At 66.1% G+C, this 18935-nt stretch carries 11 protein-coding genes; all 11 read left to right on the forward strand.

The annotated features are described in order from the left end of the window. Positions 1 to 436 precede the first annotated feature (436 nt). Positions 437 to 3232, forward strand: coding sequence for a type VI secretion system Vgr family protein (locus tag CFB49_RS06715; RefSeq protein WP_089490941.1), 2796 nt, complete (start codon positions 437 to 439; stop codon positions 3230 to 3232). Positions 3233 to 3234: 2 nt separating this feature from the next. Further along, on the forward strand, positions 3235 to 4095 hold the full coding sequence (locus CFB49_RS06720; RefSeq protein ID WP_089490942.1) for a DUF4123 domain-containing protein: 861 nt from the start codon (positions 3235 to 3237) through the stop codon (positions 4093 to 4095). A gap of 84 nt (positions 4096 to 4179) precedes the next feature. Further along, positions 4180 to 4800: a DUF3304 domain-containing protein gene (locus tag CFB49_RS06725; RefSeq protein ID WP_089490943.1), complete on the forward strand. Its 621-nt coding sequence runs from the start codon at positions 4180 to 4182 to the stop codon at positions 4798 to 4800. Further along, positions 4797 to 7196 (forward strand): T6SS phospholipase effector Tle1-like catalytic domain-containing protein, encoded by a 2400-nt coding sequence (locus tag CFB49_RS06730; protein ID WP_089490944.1) that lies wholly within the window; start codon positions 4797 to 4799, stop codon positions 7194 to 7196. The genes CFB49_RS06725 and CFB49_RS06730 overlap by 4 nt, the downstream gene beginning before the upstream one ends. A gap of 61 nt (positions 7197 to 7257) precedes the next feature. After that, a complete protein-coding gene (locus CFB49_RS06735) occupies positions 7258 to 10959 on the forward strand; it encodes a type VI secretion system Vgr family protein (protein ID WP_089490945.1) in 3702 nt (1233 codons plus the stop codon). Continuing rightward, positions 10956 to 11882: a hypothetical protein gene (locus CFB49_RS06740; protein ID WP_089490946.1), complete on the forward strand. Its 927-nt coding sequence runs from the start codon at positions 10956 to 10958 to the stop codon at positions 11880 to 11882. The genes CFB49_RS06735 and CFB49_RS06740 overlap by 4 nt, the downstream gene beginning before the upstream one ends. Before the next feature lie 344 nt (positions 11883 to 12226). Then, positions 12227 to 15034, forward strand: coding sequence for a type VI secretion system Vgr family protein (locus CFB49_RS06745; RefSeq protein ID WP_089490947.1), 2808 nt, complete (start codon positions 12227 to 12229; stop codon positions 15032 to 15034). A gap of 5 nt (positions 15035 to 15039) precedes the next feature. Continuing rightward, a complete protein-coding gene (locus CFB49_RS06750) occupies positions 15040 to 15933 on the forward strand; it encodes a DUF4123 domain-containing protein (protein ID WP_249190250.1) in 894 nt (297 codons plus the stop codon). Continuing rightward, positions 15930 to 16304, forward strand: coding sequence for a DUF805 domain-containing protein (locus CFB49_RS06755; RefSeq protein WP_089490949.1), 375 nt, complete (start codon positions 15930 to 15932; stop codon positions 16302 to 16304). Before CFB49_RS06750 ends, CFB49_RS06755 begins: the two co-directional genes overlap by 4 nt. Positions 16305 to 16312: 8 nt before the next feature. Further along, entirely contained in the window at positions 16313 to 16792 is a 480-nt protein-coding gene (locus CFB49_RS06760; protein ID WP_089490950.1) for a DUF3304 domain-containing protein, read from the forward strand. A 5-nt stretch (positions 16793 to 16797) separates the two neighbouring features. Next, positions 16798 to 18921, forward strand: coding sequence for a phospholipase effector Tle1 domain-containing protein (locus CFB49_RS06765; RefSeq protein WP_089490951.1), 2124 nt, complete (start codon positions 16798 to 16800; stop codon positions 18919 to 18921). Positions 18922 to 18935 lie beyond the last annotated feature (14 nt).

An 18935-nucleotide genomic window follows, 5' to 3' on the forward strand; every position in this document is an offset into this window, starting at 1 on the left:
TCGCCGCCGGGTGCGGGCGGAAGTCGCGTCTGTCATCTGCAACGGTTTTCGAACCGATTTTGGCTGAATTGGGCATTTATCACCTTTCGGCAATAATTGCCTGTTTCGATTCGGTCGTAATGTAGCTTTCGAACCGAAGGCCGTCATTATCGGGCGTGATGCCCGCACGTCAAGGGCTGCATTTTTAAACCTGGGTCTGTTTGCCTATGGCGAAGCCCACCGGCGTAATCTAGAATAGTAAGCTTCGAATAGGGGTCGCATCACCCGATCCGGCTGGCGTGCGTTCAGCGAGACAGCGGGCGGTATTTCGGGGGCTCCCGTGCGTTACCTGCCGGTTCGGCGTGGCGGTCGCGCGATGCCGGCAATCGTGCATCGTTCCGTGTTCGTCGCGGCAATATCTATTTAAAAACGTCAAATCCTGAGAGAGCGGGATCGCATGAGCGTCATCACGGAATTTGCGTCTCTTTTTGGCGCATTCAATCGCCTGTATTCGCTGGACGGATCGGGCGCGCTTGCCGCATTTCAAATCGAGCGCTGGACCGGGCGTGAATCGCTCTCCGATCTCTTCGAATGGAACGTCGATGCGCTGTCGACGCATCCTGCACTGGACCTCGACGCGATGCTCGGGCAGCGTGTTGCGATTCGCACCACGCTCGCGAACGGCACGACGACGCTGCGCAGCGGTCTCGTCGCCGAGGCCGAGTGCAGGGGTTACGACGCAGGCCTCGCTCGCTATCATCTCCGGATCGTGCCGTGGCTCGCCGCACTCACGCATGCGCGCGACGAGCGCACCTTCGTGAACCAGACGCTTGCCGACGTGCTCGACACGGTGTTCGCACCGTACGCCGGGATCGCGCGCTGGCGCCTCACGCCGGATGCCAGCCGGCGTCTCGATGCGCTGGGCCCCACGGCGTATCGCGTGCAGTACCGGACCCATACGCACTATGAATTCGTGCAGCATCTGCTGGCCGAGGCTGGCCTCGGCTTCTGTTTCGTCGAAGACGAGGACGCGCCTGCCGGGCACGCGATGCTGGTCTTCGACGACAGCGCGCAACTGGCTGAGGACGATACGTCCGCGCGACGCGGCGGGGTGCCGCGCCGCTCGAGCGGGACGGCGACCGGTACCGACGACGTGATCCTCGGGATCGGGCAGTCGCTGTCGCTGACCGCCGATCGCATCACGCTGATCAGCAGCGACTATCGCGTGAACCGGGCAACTACCGCGAGTACGGCGCTCGGCCGGCCGGACGGCGCGCGCGAGCTCTACGACGACGTCGGGCCGGAGGCGTTCGACAGCTTGCGCCAAGCGGAAGATACGGTACGGCGTCAGGCCGACGCGATCGTGTCGCGCGCCAGTTTCTGGACCGGCTACGGCACGCTGCGCACGGCGCGCGCAGGACGCGTGCTGAAACTCGTCGATGCCGGCCGGCAGCCCGTGCGCGGCGCCGCGACGCCCGAGGATTTTCTGCTGACGCGCGTCGAGCACGTCGGGATCAACAATCTGCCGTCGACCGTCATGGAAGCCATCGAACGGCAACTCGGGCCGTTGCCGGCGGCGGCGCTCGATCCGAGCGTGGTTCGGCAAGCGAAGGCCGCCGGTTATGCGAATCGGTTCGATGCGGTGCCGCGAACGCAGGTCTGGCGGCCCACGCTGGCCGACGGAACCGGGCAGCGACTCAATCCGGTGCCGACGGCGCTGGGCGCGCAGACGGCGATCGTCGTCGGGCCGGCCGGCGACGCACGGCCCGGTTCGACGGGACCGGTGCACGCCGATGCGCAGGGGCGGTTGCGCGTTCGCTTCCACTGGCAGGCGCAAGACGATGCGGGTACGTATCCGACGCGCGCCATACAACGGCTCGCGAGCGACGGGCACGGTCTTCAGCAGGTCCCGCGCATCGGTCATGAAGTCCTCGTGCAGTTTCACCACGGGCTGATCCACCGGCCGATCGTGCTCGGCGGCCTGTTCAATGGCCGCGGCGAAGGCGGCGAGTCGCCTTCGCCGGGCGGGGCGGCCGGCAAGCCGCTCGACGCGTCGATCTACACGCAGGCAAGCGATCATGCGCCAAGCGCTCAGGGCAATCTGGCAAGCGGGATGAGCCCCGCGTGGCATGGCGCCGGCGGCGGCACGGATCGCCACAATCACGCCGGCGCGCTGTCGGGTTTCAAGAGCCAGGGTTTCGACGGGCAAGGCCACAACCAGCTCGTCGCCGACGATTCCGACGGCATGGGACGCCTGCAGATGGCGACGACGCACGCGGCCACGCAATTGAACCTCGGTCATCTGCGGCATCAGGCGGACAACTATCTCGGCAGTTTTCGTGGCCAGGGCGTCGAATTGCGCTCGGACGCGTATGGTGCGATGCGTGCGACACGCGGCCTGCTGGTGTCGAGCTATGCGCCTGCCGGCGCCGCGCAGCCGGCGGGCGATGCGTCCGCGCTGCAGGCGCTGCTCGCGCGGCACACCGCATTGGTTCGGCGATTCGACCAGACGGCCGATACGCATGGGACACTGCCGTTCGCCGCGCAGCGCGGCGTGGAGCAGGCGGGCCAGTCGTCGCTGAACGGCAGTGCCGCGCCGCTCGATGCGCTTGCGCAGAGCTTCGCGACGACGGTCGGCGCGAACGGTTACACGCAGGCGTCGGCCGACGCCGCACAGCGGTCGACGGGCAACGCATTGCCGCACACGGGCGACGCCGTGCTCGGCATCGAGGCACGGGGTGGGCACGGGCTGGTTGCCGGGCAGGCGCTGCAATGGGCGGCCGGAGAAACGCTGTCGCTCGGCAGCGGCGGCGATTTCAATCTCGCCGCTGCGCAGCAGCTGCGCATTCACAGCGGGCAAGGCATCGGCTGGCTGGCCGGCGCGAGCCATGCAGAGGGTATCGGCCTCGGCATGATCGCCGGCAAGGACGGACTGACGCTGCAGGCGCAGCGCGATGTGCTGGGCCTGCGCGCGCGCGACGATCTGAAGCTCGCGTCCGCGAGCGCGGACGTCGAGATCGCCGCGAAGAAGACCGTGCATCTCGCGGTGAGCGGGGGGGCGCACGTGACGATCGAAGGTGGCGACGTCACGTTCGGTTGCCCCGGCAAATTCGTCGTGTATGCCGCGCAGCATGCATTCGTGGGCCCTGATCAACTGAATACGCCGTTGCCGCAGTTTCCCGAGAAGGTCTGTGTCGAATGCCTGCTGCACGCGATGCAGTCGGGCAGCGCACTCGCGGGCAAGGCGATCTGAGCATGACGATCGAGACGACCGACTGGATCGACCGCTATGCCGACGACACTCCGGACCGGCTGGATGCGCTCTTCGAGCGCGTGCAGGCGGACGACGGTCGCTGGCACCTGCTGCTCGACATGGGTTTCGCGCCGGCGTTGCGTGACCGGATGCCCGCAGCCGAGCGCGACGACGCCGTCGTCGTGTTGTACGAAGGTGTGTACGACGGCGATGACCTGCTGGCGATTTCGCCGTGCCTCGTGCCGTTGCCGGCGGACGCGGCGGCGCGCCGGGCGATGCTGGAGACCGTGCTGCGCGAGACGTCAGGCCGACCGATGGTGAGCCTGCTGCATGGTGGGCGCGATACGGTCGCGCTCGCCGCGCATCTGCGCGGACAGATGGAGGCGAGTGCGGCGGCCGACGGCGAAGCGTTTCTGGTACGTCTCGCCGATACGCGTTGCCTGCCCGCTTGGCTCGCGGCGCTGACGCCCGCACAGCGCCGCCGCTTCACGGACGGCATCGACGCGTGGCACGTGTTCGATCGCACCGGGGCGCTCGTCGCGCTCGATTTCGACACCGTGGGCGAGGCGGCTGGCGGTGAGGCGGACGCCGGGCGTAGCGGCGAGCCATACTTGCTCGACGACGAACAGATCGAACGGCTTCGACAGGCCGCGAAGATCGACACGCTGATTTTTCATGTTCGCCAGCGTCCGGAGAGTTTCGGCCGTCTGGTGGCCACGCCCTCGCAAGCCCATGCGTGTGTGAGTGCGGCGTGGGCGCGGCACGACGGTTCCCCTGCGGCGGCGTCGCGAGCCGCGCTCGATGCGCTCGTGGCGGCGGGGTATCTGGTGACGGAACGCGCGCCGGTGGCCTCGTCCGCATAGAACGATGCGGGTTTGCGTGCCTGCGACAGGGCACGTGGTTGATAGCGATCCACGCCGCACGGCGTCGGACAAGAGGATGAAAAGATGAGTTTGAATGCCGGTTCCACGACGTTTGCCGCTCGGCTGCTGATGTTCATGGCCATCCTGCTCGGGACGGCCGGATGCTCGCGCGCGACCGACGTGTCGCCTGCCGCATCGAGTACGGCCGGGACGTCGGGCGGCGCGTCGAGCCTGGCAGGTGCGGCGGCCGCATCCGGCACGATGGGGCTGAAGCTGAATGCGCTCAACTACACCGACGTTCCGATCGGCGCGTTCTACGTCGACGGCACCTGGGGCGGGACGGTACCGGCGCGTATCGGCAGCGGCGGCGGCGCGATCATCTGCTGCGTCGCGTTGCCGAAACAATGGCATCCGGGGCTGACCGTCAACCTGCAGTGGCGGGACGACAACCTGTACAGGAAGGATCCGAAGGCGCTTGCGAGCCGGGTCGTACCGGTCGAGCGCTACGACACATTCTCGGACGGCTTCCTGTGGGTCCTGTTCTTTCCGCACGATCGAATCAAGGTCTATGCGTCTCAGTGGATGCCCGGCTACCGCGGCTTCCCTGAAAATCTCCAGGCGCCCGACGAAGCGTGCCCCGGGAACTTCACGTTGCGCAACAGCGACCCGCGGTGCCCGAATCCCGACAAGAGGATCGTGCGATGAGTTTCCGCTTCGTGAGCGCCGACCGGCCTGACGTCGGCGTCGTCACCCGGGAGGAGCAGGACGCGATCATGCGTCGGTTGCACGACGACGACGGGATGAGTTGCTGCAAGACGCTGCATGTCGGCATCTTCTTCGACGGCACGCGCAACAACGCCGATCGCGATCGCGCGGGCGGCAAGCACAGCAACGTCGCGCGGCTGTTCGACGTGTTTCCCCGCGACAAGTACCACAGTGCCATTTATGTGGCCGGCGTCGGCACACCGTTCGTCGACGAGATCGGCGACCAGGGTGTCGGGCTGCAGGCCGCGGCCGGCGCGGCGACGGGATGGGCCGGCGAGGGGCGCATCAACTGGGCGCTGCTGCAGATCCACAACGTCGTGCATGCGCACGCGTTCGGCAATTCGCTGTCCGCGGCGCTCGGCAAGAGCGACAAGGAACTCGCGAAGGCCGTCAGCGTCGACCTGAATTTCAAGGGGATCGATCTCGGCGGCACCCCGCCCAAGCCGGGTAGTCTCGGCGACATCAACGCGCGCGGCAGTTCGAGCGTCGGTGCGCTCAGGCTGATGGCCGCCGAGCAGAACGGAATCGAACTGACGTGGGATCGCGATACGATCTGGGCGCAGCTCAAGGGCGAAGTCGATACGGCGAACTGGACCGCGACGATGCGCGGGTGGGACGAGAAGCGCCGCGTCGCATTGCGGGCCAGGTGCGCGCAGCTGAAGGCGCGCGTCGGCGATCTGCTGGTGAAGGGCAAGCCGAGACTGCAGCGCATTCGCCTGTACGTGTTCGGGTTTTCGCGCGGGGCGGCCGAGGCCCGCACGTTCTCGAACTGGCTGGCCGATGCGCTGGACCCCGATTTCAGCCTGTGTGGCGTACCCGTGTCGTACGACTTTCTCGGCATCTTCGATACGGTCGCGTCGGTCGGCATCGCGCAAAGCACGGCCGCGACGCTGTTCGACGGGCATGGCGGCTGGGGGCGCAAGGAACTGATGGGCGTGCCGCACTACGTGCGCCGTTGCGTCCATATGGTCGCCGCCCACGAGCCGCGCGGATCGTTCCCGCTCGACCTGATCGATGCGTCGCGGGACGGGCATGAGGAGATCGTCTATCCGGGCGTGCATTCGGATGTCGGCGGCGGTTACGGGCCGGGCGAGCAGGGGCGCGGCACGGGCGACGCGGACAAGCTGTCGCAAGTGCCGTTGCTCGACATGTATCGCGAAGCGCGCAAGGCCGGTGTTCCACTCGACATCAAGGGGCCCGGTGTCGCTGCCGAAGCGGCGGCGGCATTCGCGATTTCTCCCGCGCTCAAGCGCGCGTTTTCGGCCTATGTGAGCACGAGCGCCGACTATTACTACGCGAAGGAGCACGGCACGCCGGGCCTGATGCGCGCGCACTACGGGCTTTACCTGCGCTGGCGCAAGATGCGGCTCGACAATTTGCGTTCGCAACCGTCGTTTCTCGCCGCCAAGGCTGCCTATCCGCAGGATGCCGTCGACCTCGACAGCGCGAACGAGGAGCTGCGGCTCGAATGGCGCGACCTGCTCGAATGCGAGAAAGAAGGTGGACCGACCGTGAGCCGGTACGCGGGCAACACGGTCAGCCGGAAGATCACGCAGAACCCGAAGGCGGCGGCCGTCATTTCGCCGGCCGTCCTGCCGATCGCCGCGGGCCTGCAGTCAGCGATTCCGCTCGTCGGCCCGCTGGTGCGCGCGAGTACCAAGCACGCCGAGGATTTCTTCCAGTTGCAGCTCGACGAGAAATGGAAGCAGTGGCTCGAGGTGCGGGGCGACTGGAACATGGGGCCGCCGGAAGCGCCGATCAGCGCGCTGTACGACAACTTCATGCATGACTCGCGCGCGTGGTTCAAGCCGCTGGGCGACGACGACGACGTGTGGAACCACAACCAGATCAAAGCACTGAAAACCCGCCAGGCCGAGTTCGAGCGTCAGCACGCCGAGTGGAAGAAGCGCCAGCAACTCGGCGTGCCGGGACCGTCGCAGATCATGCAGATGATGGGGGCGGGTGCGCTCGGGCTCGGGCCGGCCGCCAACGTCGCGCCGGAGCCCGAACCGCGTTCGCCGCTGACCGCGCAGCAGGCCGGCATCCTGAAACATTACGACGCCGCGCAGCAGGCTGCACAGAAAGCCCGCGCGGCCCGGGATGCCGCCGCGCCGACCGACAGCGCCGTGCTGACCGACCCGAAAGTCACCGGTGGTCTCGCGCTGCAGGATTCGGGACGCGAGTTTTCGTTCGTCTGGGGCTACCTGCGCTGGCGCACCGTCTACGTGAACGGCGTGCGCTGGGACGCGCCCCATGTGCCGAGCGTGCAGGAAGACATGGAGGCGATGCGTCAGCAGCTGCAGCGCAACGTCGACATGAGCAAGCTGTTCCGATGAACCGATTGGATACGAACCAGCCGGCGCGACACGCATTCGCGCGCCATTGCCGAGAAACGACATGGATCTAGTTGCCGCGTTAACGGGGTACGGGCAAGCGACCCGTCATATCCAGATCGATACCGCGATGCCGGGCGCCTTCGTGGTCGAGCGCTTTCACGGTCGTGAAGGGATCAGCGAATCGTTCCGGTTCGAGATCGACGTGTTGTCGAGCGAGCCGTTTCTCGATCTCGCGCCGCTGATCGGCAGCGCCGTGCGGCTGCGTCTCGCGACGGCGGCGGGCGAACGATGCTGGAACGGCTACGTCACGCATGCCGCTTATGCGGAGAGTGACGGCGAGTTCACGCGCTATCGGCTCACGATGGAATCGTGGCTCGCGCTGCTGCAGCTGCGCCGCAATTGCCTGTATTTCGTCGACGTTGATGCCGAGCGCATCTGCGAGCGCGTGTTCGGCGACTATCCGGAAGCGCACTGGCGCTACGAACTCGTCGAGCCGCTGCGATCGTTTCGCTTGCGCGGCCAGTATCGCGAAACCGATCTCGAGTTCGTGTTGCGGCAGTTGTCCGAGGCCGGGTTGTCGTTTCGGATCGAGCACGGGCAGGACGGGGGGAAGGCGCCGTCGGGCGACCATACCGTCGTTGTGTTCGACCGCCATGCGCGGCTGCCCGACGGCAGCGCCATCGCATTCAATGCGCAGGACGTCGGCGATCCGGACGGCGTGATGACGCAATTCTCCGATCGGCGTCAGCTCGTGCCGGATCGCGTGGTGGCGACGAGCTGGAAAGCCAGCGAACTTCATGCGCTTGCCGGCCATGCGCAACAGCCCGCGGACGCCGACGCGCCGCTGCTGCCGGTGCGGGAGATTTACGACGGCCAGCGCGCCGGCCGCTTCGACACGAGCGGCGATGCGCAGCGTTATGCCGAACAACGTCTCGACGCGCTGCAGCTCGCGAAACGGGTCTACCGTGGTGGCGGCTCGTCGCGCACGCTCGAGACCGGCAAGATCCATACGCTGAACGACTATCTGGGCGGCACCGTGCGATTCGTGCCGCTGTCGATCGAGCACGAGGCCGTGAACAACCTCGGCGCGCAGATCGGGCAGCTGTTCGGACGCGGCGAGCTCGACAAGGGTCTGTATCGCAACCGCTTCGTCGCGGTGCCGGAGGACACGCCTATCGTGCCGCCGTTCCGCGACCGGCCGACGGTGTACGGGGTGCAGACTGCGATCGTCGTCGGCGAGCCGGGTGGGCGCGTCAGCAGCACGCGCGATCACCAGGTCCGCATTCAGTTTCCGTGGATGCGCGGTGTCGCGCCGCTGCCGGGCGGGTTGACGGATACGGCCAGCCGGTCCAATCCCGCCGGCCACGCGCCGGGCGATCACCGTTCGGGCATTCTGGCTCGCGTCGCCGAACAGGCGGCCGGGCCGAATTTCGGTCATGCGTTTGTGCCTCGCGTGGGGGCGGAAGTAGTGGTCGGCTTCGAGTCGGGCAACATCGATGCGCCGGTCGTGCTCGGCCAGGTGTATGGCGGGCGCGTGCGTCCGCCGTTCGCGGCCGGCGATGGCAGCGACGCGAATCATTCGGGAACGTTGACGGGCCTGCAGACGCAAACCCTCGATGGGCAACCCGGCAGTCGCTGGGTGATGGACGATGCGGCCGGACAACTGCGTCACGAGCTGAGCAATTCGACTGCCGACACGCGCCTCGCGCAGGGCTATCTGATCGACCAGCAGGGCACGATGCGCGGCGCCTATCGCGGTGAAGGCTTCGAACTGGCGACGCAGGGCTGGGGTGTCGTGCGAGCCGGCGCGGGCGTGCTGCTGTCGAGTACCGCGCGCCGACTCGGCGCGTCGACGCAGATGGATGTCGCCGAACGCGTGGAGCAACTGAAGGACGCGGCGAAAACGGCGCGGGAACTCGACACGGCGGCGACGGGTGCGCACGCGGTCGGCCTGAGCGCGAACAAGGCGCAGACTGATTTCCTGAAGGCGATCGATCCCGCGCAGGACGGCAAGTATGCGGGTAGCGTGGGCGGCCAGAGCGCGACCAAGCCGACCGCGGCACAGCGCGACGGCGGCGACCCCGTCGAGCGATTCGCGACCCCCGCGGTGCTGATGGAGTCGCAGGAGAACATCGTGGTGACGACGCCGGAGAGCGCGGTGTCGTATGCGGCGCAGCACGTTCATCTGACGTCGCAAGGCGATGCACACGTGGGCGCCGGTGCGACGGTGGCCGCGGCGACGGGCGATGCGATGAGCCTGTACAGCGTGGCGGGCGGGCTCAAGGCGATCGCGGGCGAAGGGCCGGTGAGCATCGAGGCGCATGCGTCGACGATGGAGATTCTCGCCGACCAGACCGTGCGCGTGACGTCGACCGACGAGCGCGTCGACGTGCTCGCGCAGGAGGCGATCGTGCTGCAGCAGGGGCCGAACCGGATCACGCTGAAGGGGGGCGACATCGTCGTCGAGACGCCGGGGCAGTTCGCGGTGAAGGCGGGCGGGCATCCGTTCCCGGGGCCGCGCGCGACGAGCGTGAAGCTGCCGGCGCTGCCGGTGTTGCCGCAGGGCGATCCGTGCGACTTTCTCGTGCAGGCGCTGGCGGCAAGTCCGGCGGGGCGCGGGGCGGTCGCGGGGGGCGGACGTTTGGTGGGTGCGGCGAATTCGATCGCCGGTACGACGCTACCGACAGCGGGCGGTGCCGTGGGCGCGGCGCAGGCATTTTCCCGTGCGCCCGGTCAACCGCTGCCCGCGCCTTCCGCGGCTGCACCCACCGCGGCGGGAAGGGGGCCGGGTCCTTCGCTCGGTTATTCGACGCCGCCACCTGTGTCCAGTGAGCTGGAGGGCATGCCGAAAAAAGGTGCGGCTGCGCACGGTGGACCGTGCAACCTTCACGTTCCCGCGATCAAGAAGGAAGAGCACACCGTCAGTATGGGGGCCGCCGACTATTATGAGACGGATGAGGGCGGCAATCCGAAGCTGAAGAATGGGCAACTCAACTGGCTTCAATATGCGGCATCGACCGGGACGTACGATATCGGCTATGCACCTGCGACGGCGACGTTGACGGCAACCGTCCGTATCAAGGTTCATTTGAAGGATCAATACTGGATCAACCAGGGGCGTGTCCATATGGATCCGTCGACGGGCAAGCCTTTTTCGGTGCCGTACAACAGCGACGGCATACGGGAAGGCTTGATCATCAGGGTAGTGGACCGACCCGGTGGTCTTGCTGCCGTGTCGGGCTTCAAGAAGCGCATCGAGGAAGGACTGAACCGGGGGAATTACTCGATGCAGCCGAAGGCATGTCCGCTCGGCAAGGCATGTACATGCAAGGTCAAGGTGAAACTTGAAGTCGAACTCGTTCAAACCGGGAGATGCCATGCCGAGATCAACCTCTTTCCGAAGGTCACGCGGGCGAACTCGGAGAATTGGGGGGAAGTGCAAGTCGAGTGGAACCCGCGGCAGCAACGGTATGTCCCGGTATCGACCCAGAATGCGATCGCGCATGAGAGCGGGCATCTGTTCGGCTGGCCAGATGAATACTTTACTGACGGCGGCGCCGTGTTCGGGAAGTACATCAATTCGCGACATCTGGTCGACGTGACGATGGCACAGCTCGACGACAACTGGCAGCGCTCCACCGAAACGAACTTGATGGGCCGCGGAATGTTCACGCAAAAGCCGGAAATTCCGAAGTACTACATGTATGGCTTCCGTGACTGGTTCAACGAAAAGACCGGAATTGACTGGGAAGTGCTGAAATGAAGCGCTTTTTTCTCGTTGTTGTGATGTCGATGATTTCTTTCGGAGTGTTGGACATGGCGCTTGCGCAAGATCGCCCGGATTATTTCGAGATTCGTAGTGGACAGGGACAGATGAATCCGTCGCCGTCGATGGTCTTCACGGCCGATGGCCACAAGGTGTCGTATTTTTCTCGGGGCCGGGATATCGACCCGATGCCGCCATCGAGTTACCTTGGAATCGGAAAATATACGGCGAGTCTCACAGGAACCTATCGCCAGCATGTCGACCTGGTGAAGGCGACGTTGAGCAGCAGGGCGATTCCCCAGATCCATGCAGTCAATAAGGGGGCCGTTCTCGTCTATTCGTTTGACAAGGGCGGCCAGCATTACGAGGGCACGTACAACTACCAGTTCGACGATCAATTCAACGACAAGCTCTCGGTACTTTACGATCTTGCCCATGATTTGCTGGCGCGCGGCACCCCGGAAATCAATCTGCATCCGACATTCTCGGTGCGGCCCGCGCAAGAGCATCTTGTGATCGAGGTAACGTTCTCGAACGATGGCAAGCAGGACGTGACGGTCGACGGTCCGGATCATTGGTCGGCGGATTTGGCGCGTCCCGATTTGCAATACGTGCAGATCGGTGGCGGCAGCGACAATGTGGAATTCGACGTCAGACTCGTCAGCAAATATCTGAGCGACACGTCCCGCCGTTACCGCCAGGAAATCGTCGTCGGGCCGGGCCACCGCGAGCGGGTCGAATTTGTCGTGCCGTACGCAGCGCTGACCTTTACCGGTCATTCGGCGATGCGGCGTGTCGATGCCGGCAACTACCTCTTCGTCGGCACGGTGAACCTCGACATCCTGCATCCGCAGGAAATGGACGGGCGGTTCTTTACGCCGATGAACCGGCTGGAAAACGTGAAACTGACGGGGAAGTGATCCTGACGTGATGCAGGCTACACGCATCGCCGTCCGACCCGGCATTGTCGATTCGCTCCCACTCGAATCGCATGCCGGTCGCACTCGAATTCAGGTGGTGACGGCGGCACGGGCCGCGCATCGATGGAATGGATATCTGGACAAACAATCTTGCGATCCCGAGTCGGCAATATGTCGAAGTCGAGCGGAGCAACGGCGCGGGAGCGGCGCGATGCTGATTGACGTTTCCCCGTGTGAGGTGCCGATCGGGATATGGGCATCGTCGCGCCGGCGAAGTATACGGGCATCGAAAAATACACGGCAGAACCGATTTGAGACATAGCGCAGCGAACCCCGAACCAAACATGTCGACCCAATCTGACCTCATCCAGGCATTCTTCCGCGGCTGGTCGCAGCACGACCGGTTTCTGTGGCTGACCACGCCGCTGGGCGCGGACAAACTCGTCGCCGAGAGCCTGCACGGATGGGAGTCGCTCGATCGCGGCGGCTTCCGGTTTCAGGTCACCGCGCTGACCGAGCGTCCCGACGTGCCGCTCGACAAGCTGATCGGTGCACCGATCCTCGTCGAATGGCAGGCCGCGGACGGGCAGGAGGCACGGCGCCCGTTCCACGGCCATGTGACGGCCGCGGAACTCGTCGGCTACAACGGCGGGCTCGCGCGCGTGCGGCTCGTCGTCGAGCCGTGGCTCGCGCTGCTGCATCAGCGCGTCGACAGCTACAACTTCGTGAACGCGAGCGTGGTCGAGATCAGCGAGCAGATCTTCGCGCACTACGCGCGTGGCGCGATCGCGCCGGCATGGCGCTGGGCGCTCGCCGACCCGGCGAAATATGCGAACCGCAGCCTGACTGCACAAGCCGGCGAATCGGACTTCGCGTTTCTCGAACGACTGTGGGCTGAAGAGGGCATCTTCTACTGGTTCGAACACGAAGGCGATGCGCGCTCGACGGACCTTGGCAAGCACACGCTCGTCCTCGCCGATACGAACCAGCGTTTCGCCCCGGCTGAACCCGAAGTCGTCGGCTTCCATCAGACGAGCGACGGCGATCCGCGCGGCGGCATTCGGCAATTCATGAATGCGCGCCGTTGGCGCATCGGCAGCGTCGCGCGCGCAAGCTGGGATCACCGAAGCCTCTCGACCCGTCCGTCCGCCGTGCGCGCGAGCGGCGCGGTCGCGCCGGGCGAGGATCGCGATGTCGCGGGTCCGTACGCGTTCCAGACCGCCGCGATCGGCGATCAGCGCGCGCAGCAGCAACTCGACGCGCAGCGCGTGGCGGCGCTGCAGACCGAAGGCAGTGGCACGCGTCGCGATTTGCGGCCGGGGCTGCACTTCGCGATGTCGCAGCATCCGTCGCTCGATTCATCGCGCGCGTTCGTGTGCCTGCGCGTCGAGCACGACGCGCGTGCGAACGTGAGCGCCGACGTGCACGGCGCGATCGCACAACGGCTGGGCGCGATTCCGCCGATGCTCGATGCCGCGCCCGGCGAGCAGGGCGGCGCGCAGGCGCTGCACGCGGCATTCGACGCCACGACGCACGCTGGCGGCGCACTGGTAGACGGCGATGAGGTGTACCGGAACCGCTTCGCCGCGCTGCCGTTCGACCAGGCTTACCGGCCGTTGGCGCCGAGCGGGCACGGTGCACGCGTGCATCCGGTCGCGGTGATGCCGGGCGCCCACACGAGCATCGTGGTTGGCGCGGGCGATCCGGTTCATACCGAACGCGATCACCGGATCCGGATCCAGCATCATGCGCAGCGCGGGCAGAATTCCGCGAGTCGCGACGAACATCCGCGCGCGGCGAACGCGCCGGCCGATCGCGGCGCGGGCACCTGGACACGCATGGTGACACCGGTCGGCGGCGACAACTGGGGCGGGGTGAGCGTGCCGCGCGTCGGTCAGGAAGTCTGGACCGAATGGCTGGAAGGCCAGCCCGACCGGCCGGTCGCGGTCGCCGCGCTGTACAACGGGCAAGGCAACGCGGACGCGCAGCACAATGCGCTGGCGGGCGGCCCGAGCGGCAGCACGGCCAATGCGGCGGCCTGGTTTGCCGGCAACGACCACGCGGCCGTGCTGACCGGCTTCAAGACGCAGGACCTGAATGCGAGTCAGACCGGCGCGGGTGGCTCGCGACAATTCATGCTGGACGATACGGCCGGGCAGTCGAGTGCGCGCCTTTATACGACCGATCACGGCAGCGGCCTGACGCTCGGGCACATCAAGCAAGTGCAGGACAACCGGCGTCTGGCCGATCGCGGCTACGGCGCCGAACTGTCGACGCAGGCCGCCGCTGCGCTGCGCGCCGGCGCCGGCTTGCTGATCAGCACGGCGCCTGGCGTGAACCAGATGGACGCGGGTGCGGCGAGCCAGGTGCTCGCGCAGCAACGCGAGATGCTGCAGGGGCTCGCGAACTTCGCGCGCAAGCAGGGTGCGGAGCCGGGCACGCGCATGGCGCAGCCCGGTGGTGTCGCGACTGTCGGCGACACGACATCGCAGCTTGCGGCGATCGAGGGCTTGCAGCAAAGCCAGGTGTCGCTCGGCGCAACGCGCGAAGGCAGCGGCGCGGGCGGGGCGGGCGGCGGCGGTGCGGTTGCGTGGCAGCATCCGCATCTGGTCGCGCACGGCGCGGCCGGCGTCGCCGCGCTGACGGCGCAAAGCCACGTGTGGACGTCGGGCACGCAAACCGTGCTGAGCGCCGGACGCGACGTGCAGGTCACGGTCCAGGGCAAGTCGAGCATCGTCGCGAAGGATGGCATCGCGCTGTACACGCACGGCACCCCGGGCGGCAGCCGCCCCGTGCCGGCCGTCGGGATAGCGCTTCATGCCGCGACGGGCGCCGTCACTGTGCAGGCGCAGAACGCCGGGACGCTCGACGCCAGTGCGCAGCGTGCGGTGACTGTATCGAGCGCGCAGGCAAGTGTCGCGCTGCAGTCCCCGAAGCGGCTGCTGCTGACGGCGGCCAACGCGTTCCTGAAGATGGAAGGCAACGACATCGTGATCGGCGCGCCGGGCAAGGCGACGTTCCATGCGGCCCAGCACACGCTGACTGGCCCGCGATCCGCGAACGTCCAGTTGCCGTCGATGAACAAGCCCGCATGCGTCGAATGCATGCGGGATCTCGCGCATCGCCACGAAGCGATCGCCACGCGCGGATGACGACGATGACGGCGCTGCTCCAGACATGGGAAACGACGGCGGCCGCCGAGCATGCGGCGTTTCCGGATGCCCATCGCTATCTGTTGGCCGATGCGTCGCAGTTGCCGATCAACGCGGCGCCCTGGCGCGAGTTGATTGCGCAAGGACAGGTTCACAACGTGCTCGCTGGCCAGCCCGAGGCGAGCGACCCGGAGGTCTGCGCGTTGGTGTGCGATTATCGCGCGCCGCATGTGCCGGCGTTGCTTGAACGGCAGCTCGCGCGGCGGCCGTTCGCGTTTCTGTCGCTGGTCAGCGTATATCCGCTCGATGAACTCGTGCTGAAACTCGGCATCAGGACGCGCGTGACGCTGCCCGACGATCGCGACGGGCTGCTGCGGTTCTACGACGCGGCGGTGTTTCAGACGCTGGCGGGCGCGCTGTCCGAGCCGCGCTATCAGGCGCTGTTGTCGCCGTGCGTGTCGTGGACCTGGGTGCGTCGCGATGGCACCGTCGGTACGGTGCGGCATCCGCGCCGGCACGAACGGATCTTCTATCCACGGGTGGATGCCCGCGAGCTCGACGCCTTGCGGCACGAGCGCCGGCCGGACGCCGTGCTCGCCGAATTGCGACGCAACGGCCGGATCCCCGTCGACGCGGATCCGTTCGACACTTACGCGCGCATGCGCCGTCTGATCGGCGTGCTGGACGCGCAGGGCTTGAGTGACGATCGACTCGCCTACCGGATCGGCGCGACATGGGCGATGGTCGGCCACGTGGGGCTCGACGACGAGAGCGTCGTCGCCGAGTGCATTGCTGCCTATCGGCACGATCACGACGCGTTGTGCGACGCATTGCTCGATCGCCTGATTGAGCGGAGCGATGCCGCGGATGCCGAGACGAAACACGGGGCGCAGCGATGAGCGTGCCGGCGTTGTTTTCACTGCGCGGCCGGGCCGGGCGCTTGCAATGGTGGTGCGTGACCGTGCCGTTGCTGCTCGCCGGCTCCGCGCTCGACGCGCTCGCCGATCTGCCCGCCGCGCAGCGGGCTCAGACGTTCGTCGATGTCGTCGGCTGGGCATTCGCGATCGTGATGATCTGGATGCTCGTCGCGGTGTCGGTGCGGCGCTGGCACGACATCGGCAAGTCCGGGTGGTGGATGCTTCTTCATGCGATCCCTGTCGGAGGCGCATTCATCGCCATTGCGATGAACGGGTTCTATCGCGGGGACGACGCGCGCAACCGGTTCGGTCCGCCATCGCCGGACGCAGGCAACAACGACGCAAGTTTGTGAGGGTATCGATGAAATTCAGAGCAGGGATGCACGTTTTGGCGCTGGTCGGGCTGACTGTGCTCGCCGCATGCAGCAAGCACGGTGTCGATGCGTCGGCGGAGCCGCATAACGTGTGCGTCACCGGATACAACGAGTACAGTCGCAAGCTGCACGAATTCTGGCTCGACAACGAGCACAAGTCGGGATGCTTCGGCAATCCGTCGGCACGTGAGGACGGTGAGGCGTTCGGTGGCGGCGGCGGCTTTGCCTGCGGCTGCAAGGTCACGCCAGGACAGAAGGTAAAGCTGTTCTGGGAATTCGCGCAGCCGCTGGACGACATTCAGCGCGGCATCCAGCCCGAGCGCAAGACGATCGACGTGACCATTCCCCAGCCGGAATCGCCGACGTCGCGCTATCTGCGTGTGTATTTCCGCAAGAACGGCACGGCCGAGTTGCAGTGGGTCGACGACATGAATGCGCCCGAACTCAAGCCGACGCAGGAGAAGTAAGTGCCATGGCCGAAATCAACCTGAAGAAGGACGCCGTCTCCGCGGAGACGGACCGCGTCAAGGCGGAGGCCGAGCAGATGTGTCCCGCATGCGAACACATGCTGTGGGTCAGCTTCTATTTCGACGGCTTCGGCTTCGGCGAGAAGGACGGTCCGCGCACCAATATCCTGAAGCTGTTCAACGCCGCGTACGACAAGAAGAACAAGAACATGCGGCGCTTCTACTATCCGGGGCTCGGCGCCGATTTCGATCCCGAGGCCGGCGTGCTGCGCGAGGTCCTGAAGGACAAGGCAACGGATACGGTCAGCGAGAAGGTCGGCGACAAGCTCAAGGAGCAGACGGTCGACAAGGCCAAGGAAAAGGTGCAGAAGGCCGCCGAGGACGCGTGGAAGCAGAGCGGCAAGATCGGCAATCCTACGTTCGGAAATCGCGTGGGCGACACGTTCGATACGCTGGTTGGCAAGACGAAAGACAGCTTGGGCGACGCGCGCAAGCGGATCGAGCGCGCGATCGAGCGGCCCGGATCGGAAAAGAATCGCGCACTGCGCTATCTGCGGCACGAATGGAAGGGCTTCTGGCGCGACGTCGTCAAATATCCATACCGGATTCCGAAAACCGTGCTGAAGGAGGTCGGCAAGGAATCGCTGGGCGCGGCGGCCGAGTCGTTCCAGCTCGCGCGCGATACGAAGCTGGGCGCCGCACTGTTCAATACGGGCGTGGATACGCGCCTGAAGGCGGCGGAAGAGGATTTCAAGGCGGCGGTGGCCGGTGCGAAGCAAGCCGGCACGGTGAACAGGATCCATGTCGCGATCTTCGGCTACGACATGGGCGGCGGCCTTGCGCTCGCCTTTGCCAAGCAATTGCTCGACGAGGTCGCCAAGGGCGGAAAATACGACGGCGTTCAGGTCAAGATCAAGTTCATGGGGCTGTTCGATTGCGTGACGAACCGCTTCGACGACAACCTGCTGACGGGCTACATCCCGCTGAGCAACGCGGTGTCGTCGGATCTGATCCTGTCGCCGGACATCGAGAAATGCGTGCACTACGCGGCCGCCCACGAACTGCGTGTGTACAAGCCGCTGACGATGCTCGGTGTCGACCCGTCCGACATGCGCGGTCGGCGGCAGGAGCGCCTGTTTCCCGGCGCTCAGGTGGACGTGGGCGGCGGCGCGATCGAAGGCGAGGACGGCATTTCCGACAAGCTGGCGCGCGTGCCGCTCGAGATGATGTACCACCGCGCGTACGGCGCGGGCATTCCGATGCCGAGCCTGACCGCGCTGGCGAACGAGGACGGCGCGCTGTATCAGCAAATCGTCGCGCCGCCCGAGATCCAGAATTTCCAGCTCGACTACCGGCTGGCAGTCAAGAAGCTCGTGGCGACGACACGCGAGATTCCGCCGCTCACGCCACTGGGCACAGGGATCGGCTATCCGTCGGCGACGCTCAAGCCGTCGATCGGGCCGCTCGATTTTCTCCATCCGAAACCCGTGCCCGACATGACGGACGGTTGCCGCGTGCCCGATCCCGCGCCGCCGCGCCCGATCGTCGTGACCGATCTGCCGAAGGACATCCAGGGCGAGCTCAAGGGCCACATGGTCGTGTATATCCAGTGGCTGCGCATGTGGTACGACCAGGCCGAGAATCGCGCGGCTGCGGCGCAGCGCAAGCCGGGTTGGCTCGGCGGCGCGGCCAATCCGCTGGCGTACGGACGTTACGAGAAGCTGGTGCGCGAGATCGATTTCCAGAAGCAGCACGGTACGCGCCCGGGATACGGCTTCGATGGCAAGCAGGCAATGAAGCAGCTCGGCGGCGAGTTGCCACCGTCGATATTCAACACCGACCCGCAGGCGCAGGCGCTCTTCTGGCTCTGGAATAATCCGGGCGAGCGCCTACCTCAGGTCGAGGCGATGTATCCGCTGTTCGTGAAGCACGTGCACGACAGCATGGCCGAGAGCGATGTCGAGGCGGTGTGGAGCCACCTCGTGTCGATCAAGAACTACATGAACACGCGGGCGATGCAGAAAATCGCGACCGCACCCGACAAGTCGTTCCTGGACCGCGTCGCGGACGTGTACCAATCGCTGGTATCGACCGTATCGACACCGTCCGGCACGACGGTCGTTCGATAGTCCGGTCGTCCGCC

The organism is Burkholderia sp. AU17457 (assembly GCF_002223255.1).
GTDB lineage: Bacteria > Pseudomonadota > Gammaproteobacteria > Burkholderiales > Burkholderiaceae > Burkholderia > Burkholderia sola.

Excerpts from the sequence above, each read along its gene's own strand:
- CFB49_RS06715 (WP_089490941.1), top strand. The coding sequence starts at position 437 with ATGAGCGTCATCACGGAATTTGCGTCTCTTTTTGGCGCATTCAATCGC.
- CFB49_RS06720 (WP_089490942.1), top strand. The coding sequence starts at position 3,235 with ATGACGATCGAGACGACCGACTGGATCGACCGCTATGCCGACGACACT.
- CFB49_RS06725 (WP_089490943.1), top strand. The coding sequence starts at position 4,180 with ATGAGTTTGAATGCCGGTTCCACGACGTTTGCCGCTCGGCTGCTGATG.
- CFB49_RS06730 (WP_089490944.1), top strand. The coding sequence starts at position 4,797 with ATGAGTTTCCGCTTCGTGAGCGCCGACCGGCCTGACGTCGGCGTCGTC.
- CFB49_RS06735 (WP_089490945.1), top strand. The coding sequence starts at position 7,258 with ATGGATCTAGTTGCCGCGTTAACGGGGTACGGGCAAGCGACCCGTCAT.
- CFB49_RS06740 (WP_089490946.1), top strand. The coding sequence starts at position 10,956 with ATGAAGCGCTTTTTTCTCGTTGTTGTGATGTCGATGATTTCTTTCGGA.
- CFB49_RS06745 (WP_089490947.1), top strand. The coding sequence starts at position 12,227 with ATGTCGACCCAATCTGACCTCATCCAGGCATTCTTCCGCGGCTGGTCG.
- CFB49_RS06750 (WP_249190250.1), top strand. The coding sequence starts at position 15,040 with ATGACGGCGCTGCTCCAGACATGGGAAACGACGGCGGCCGCCGAGCAT.
- CFB49_RS06755 (WP_089490949.1), top strand. The coding sequence starts at position 15,930 with ATGAGCGTGCCGGCGTTGTTTTCACTGCGCGGCCGGGCCGGGCGCTTG.
- CFB49_RS06760 (WP_089490950.1), top strand. The coding sequence starts at position 16,313 with ATGAAATTCAGAGCAGGGATGCACGTTTTGGCGCTGGTCGGGCTGACT.
- CFB49_RS06765 (WP_089490951.1), top strand. The coding sequence starts at position 16,798 with ATGGCCGAAATCAACCTGAAGAAGGACGCCGTCTCCGCGGAGACGGAC.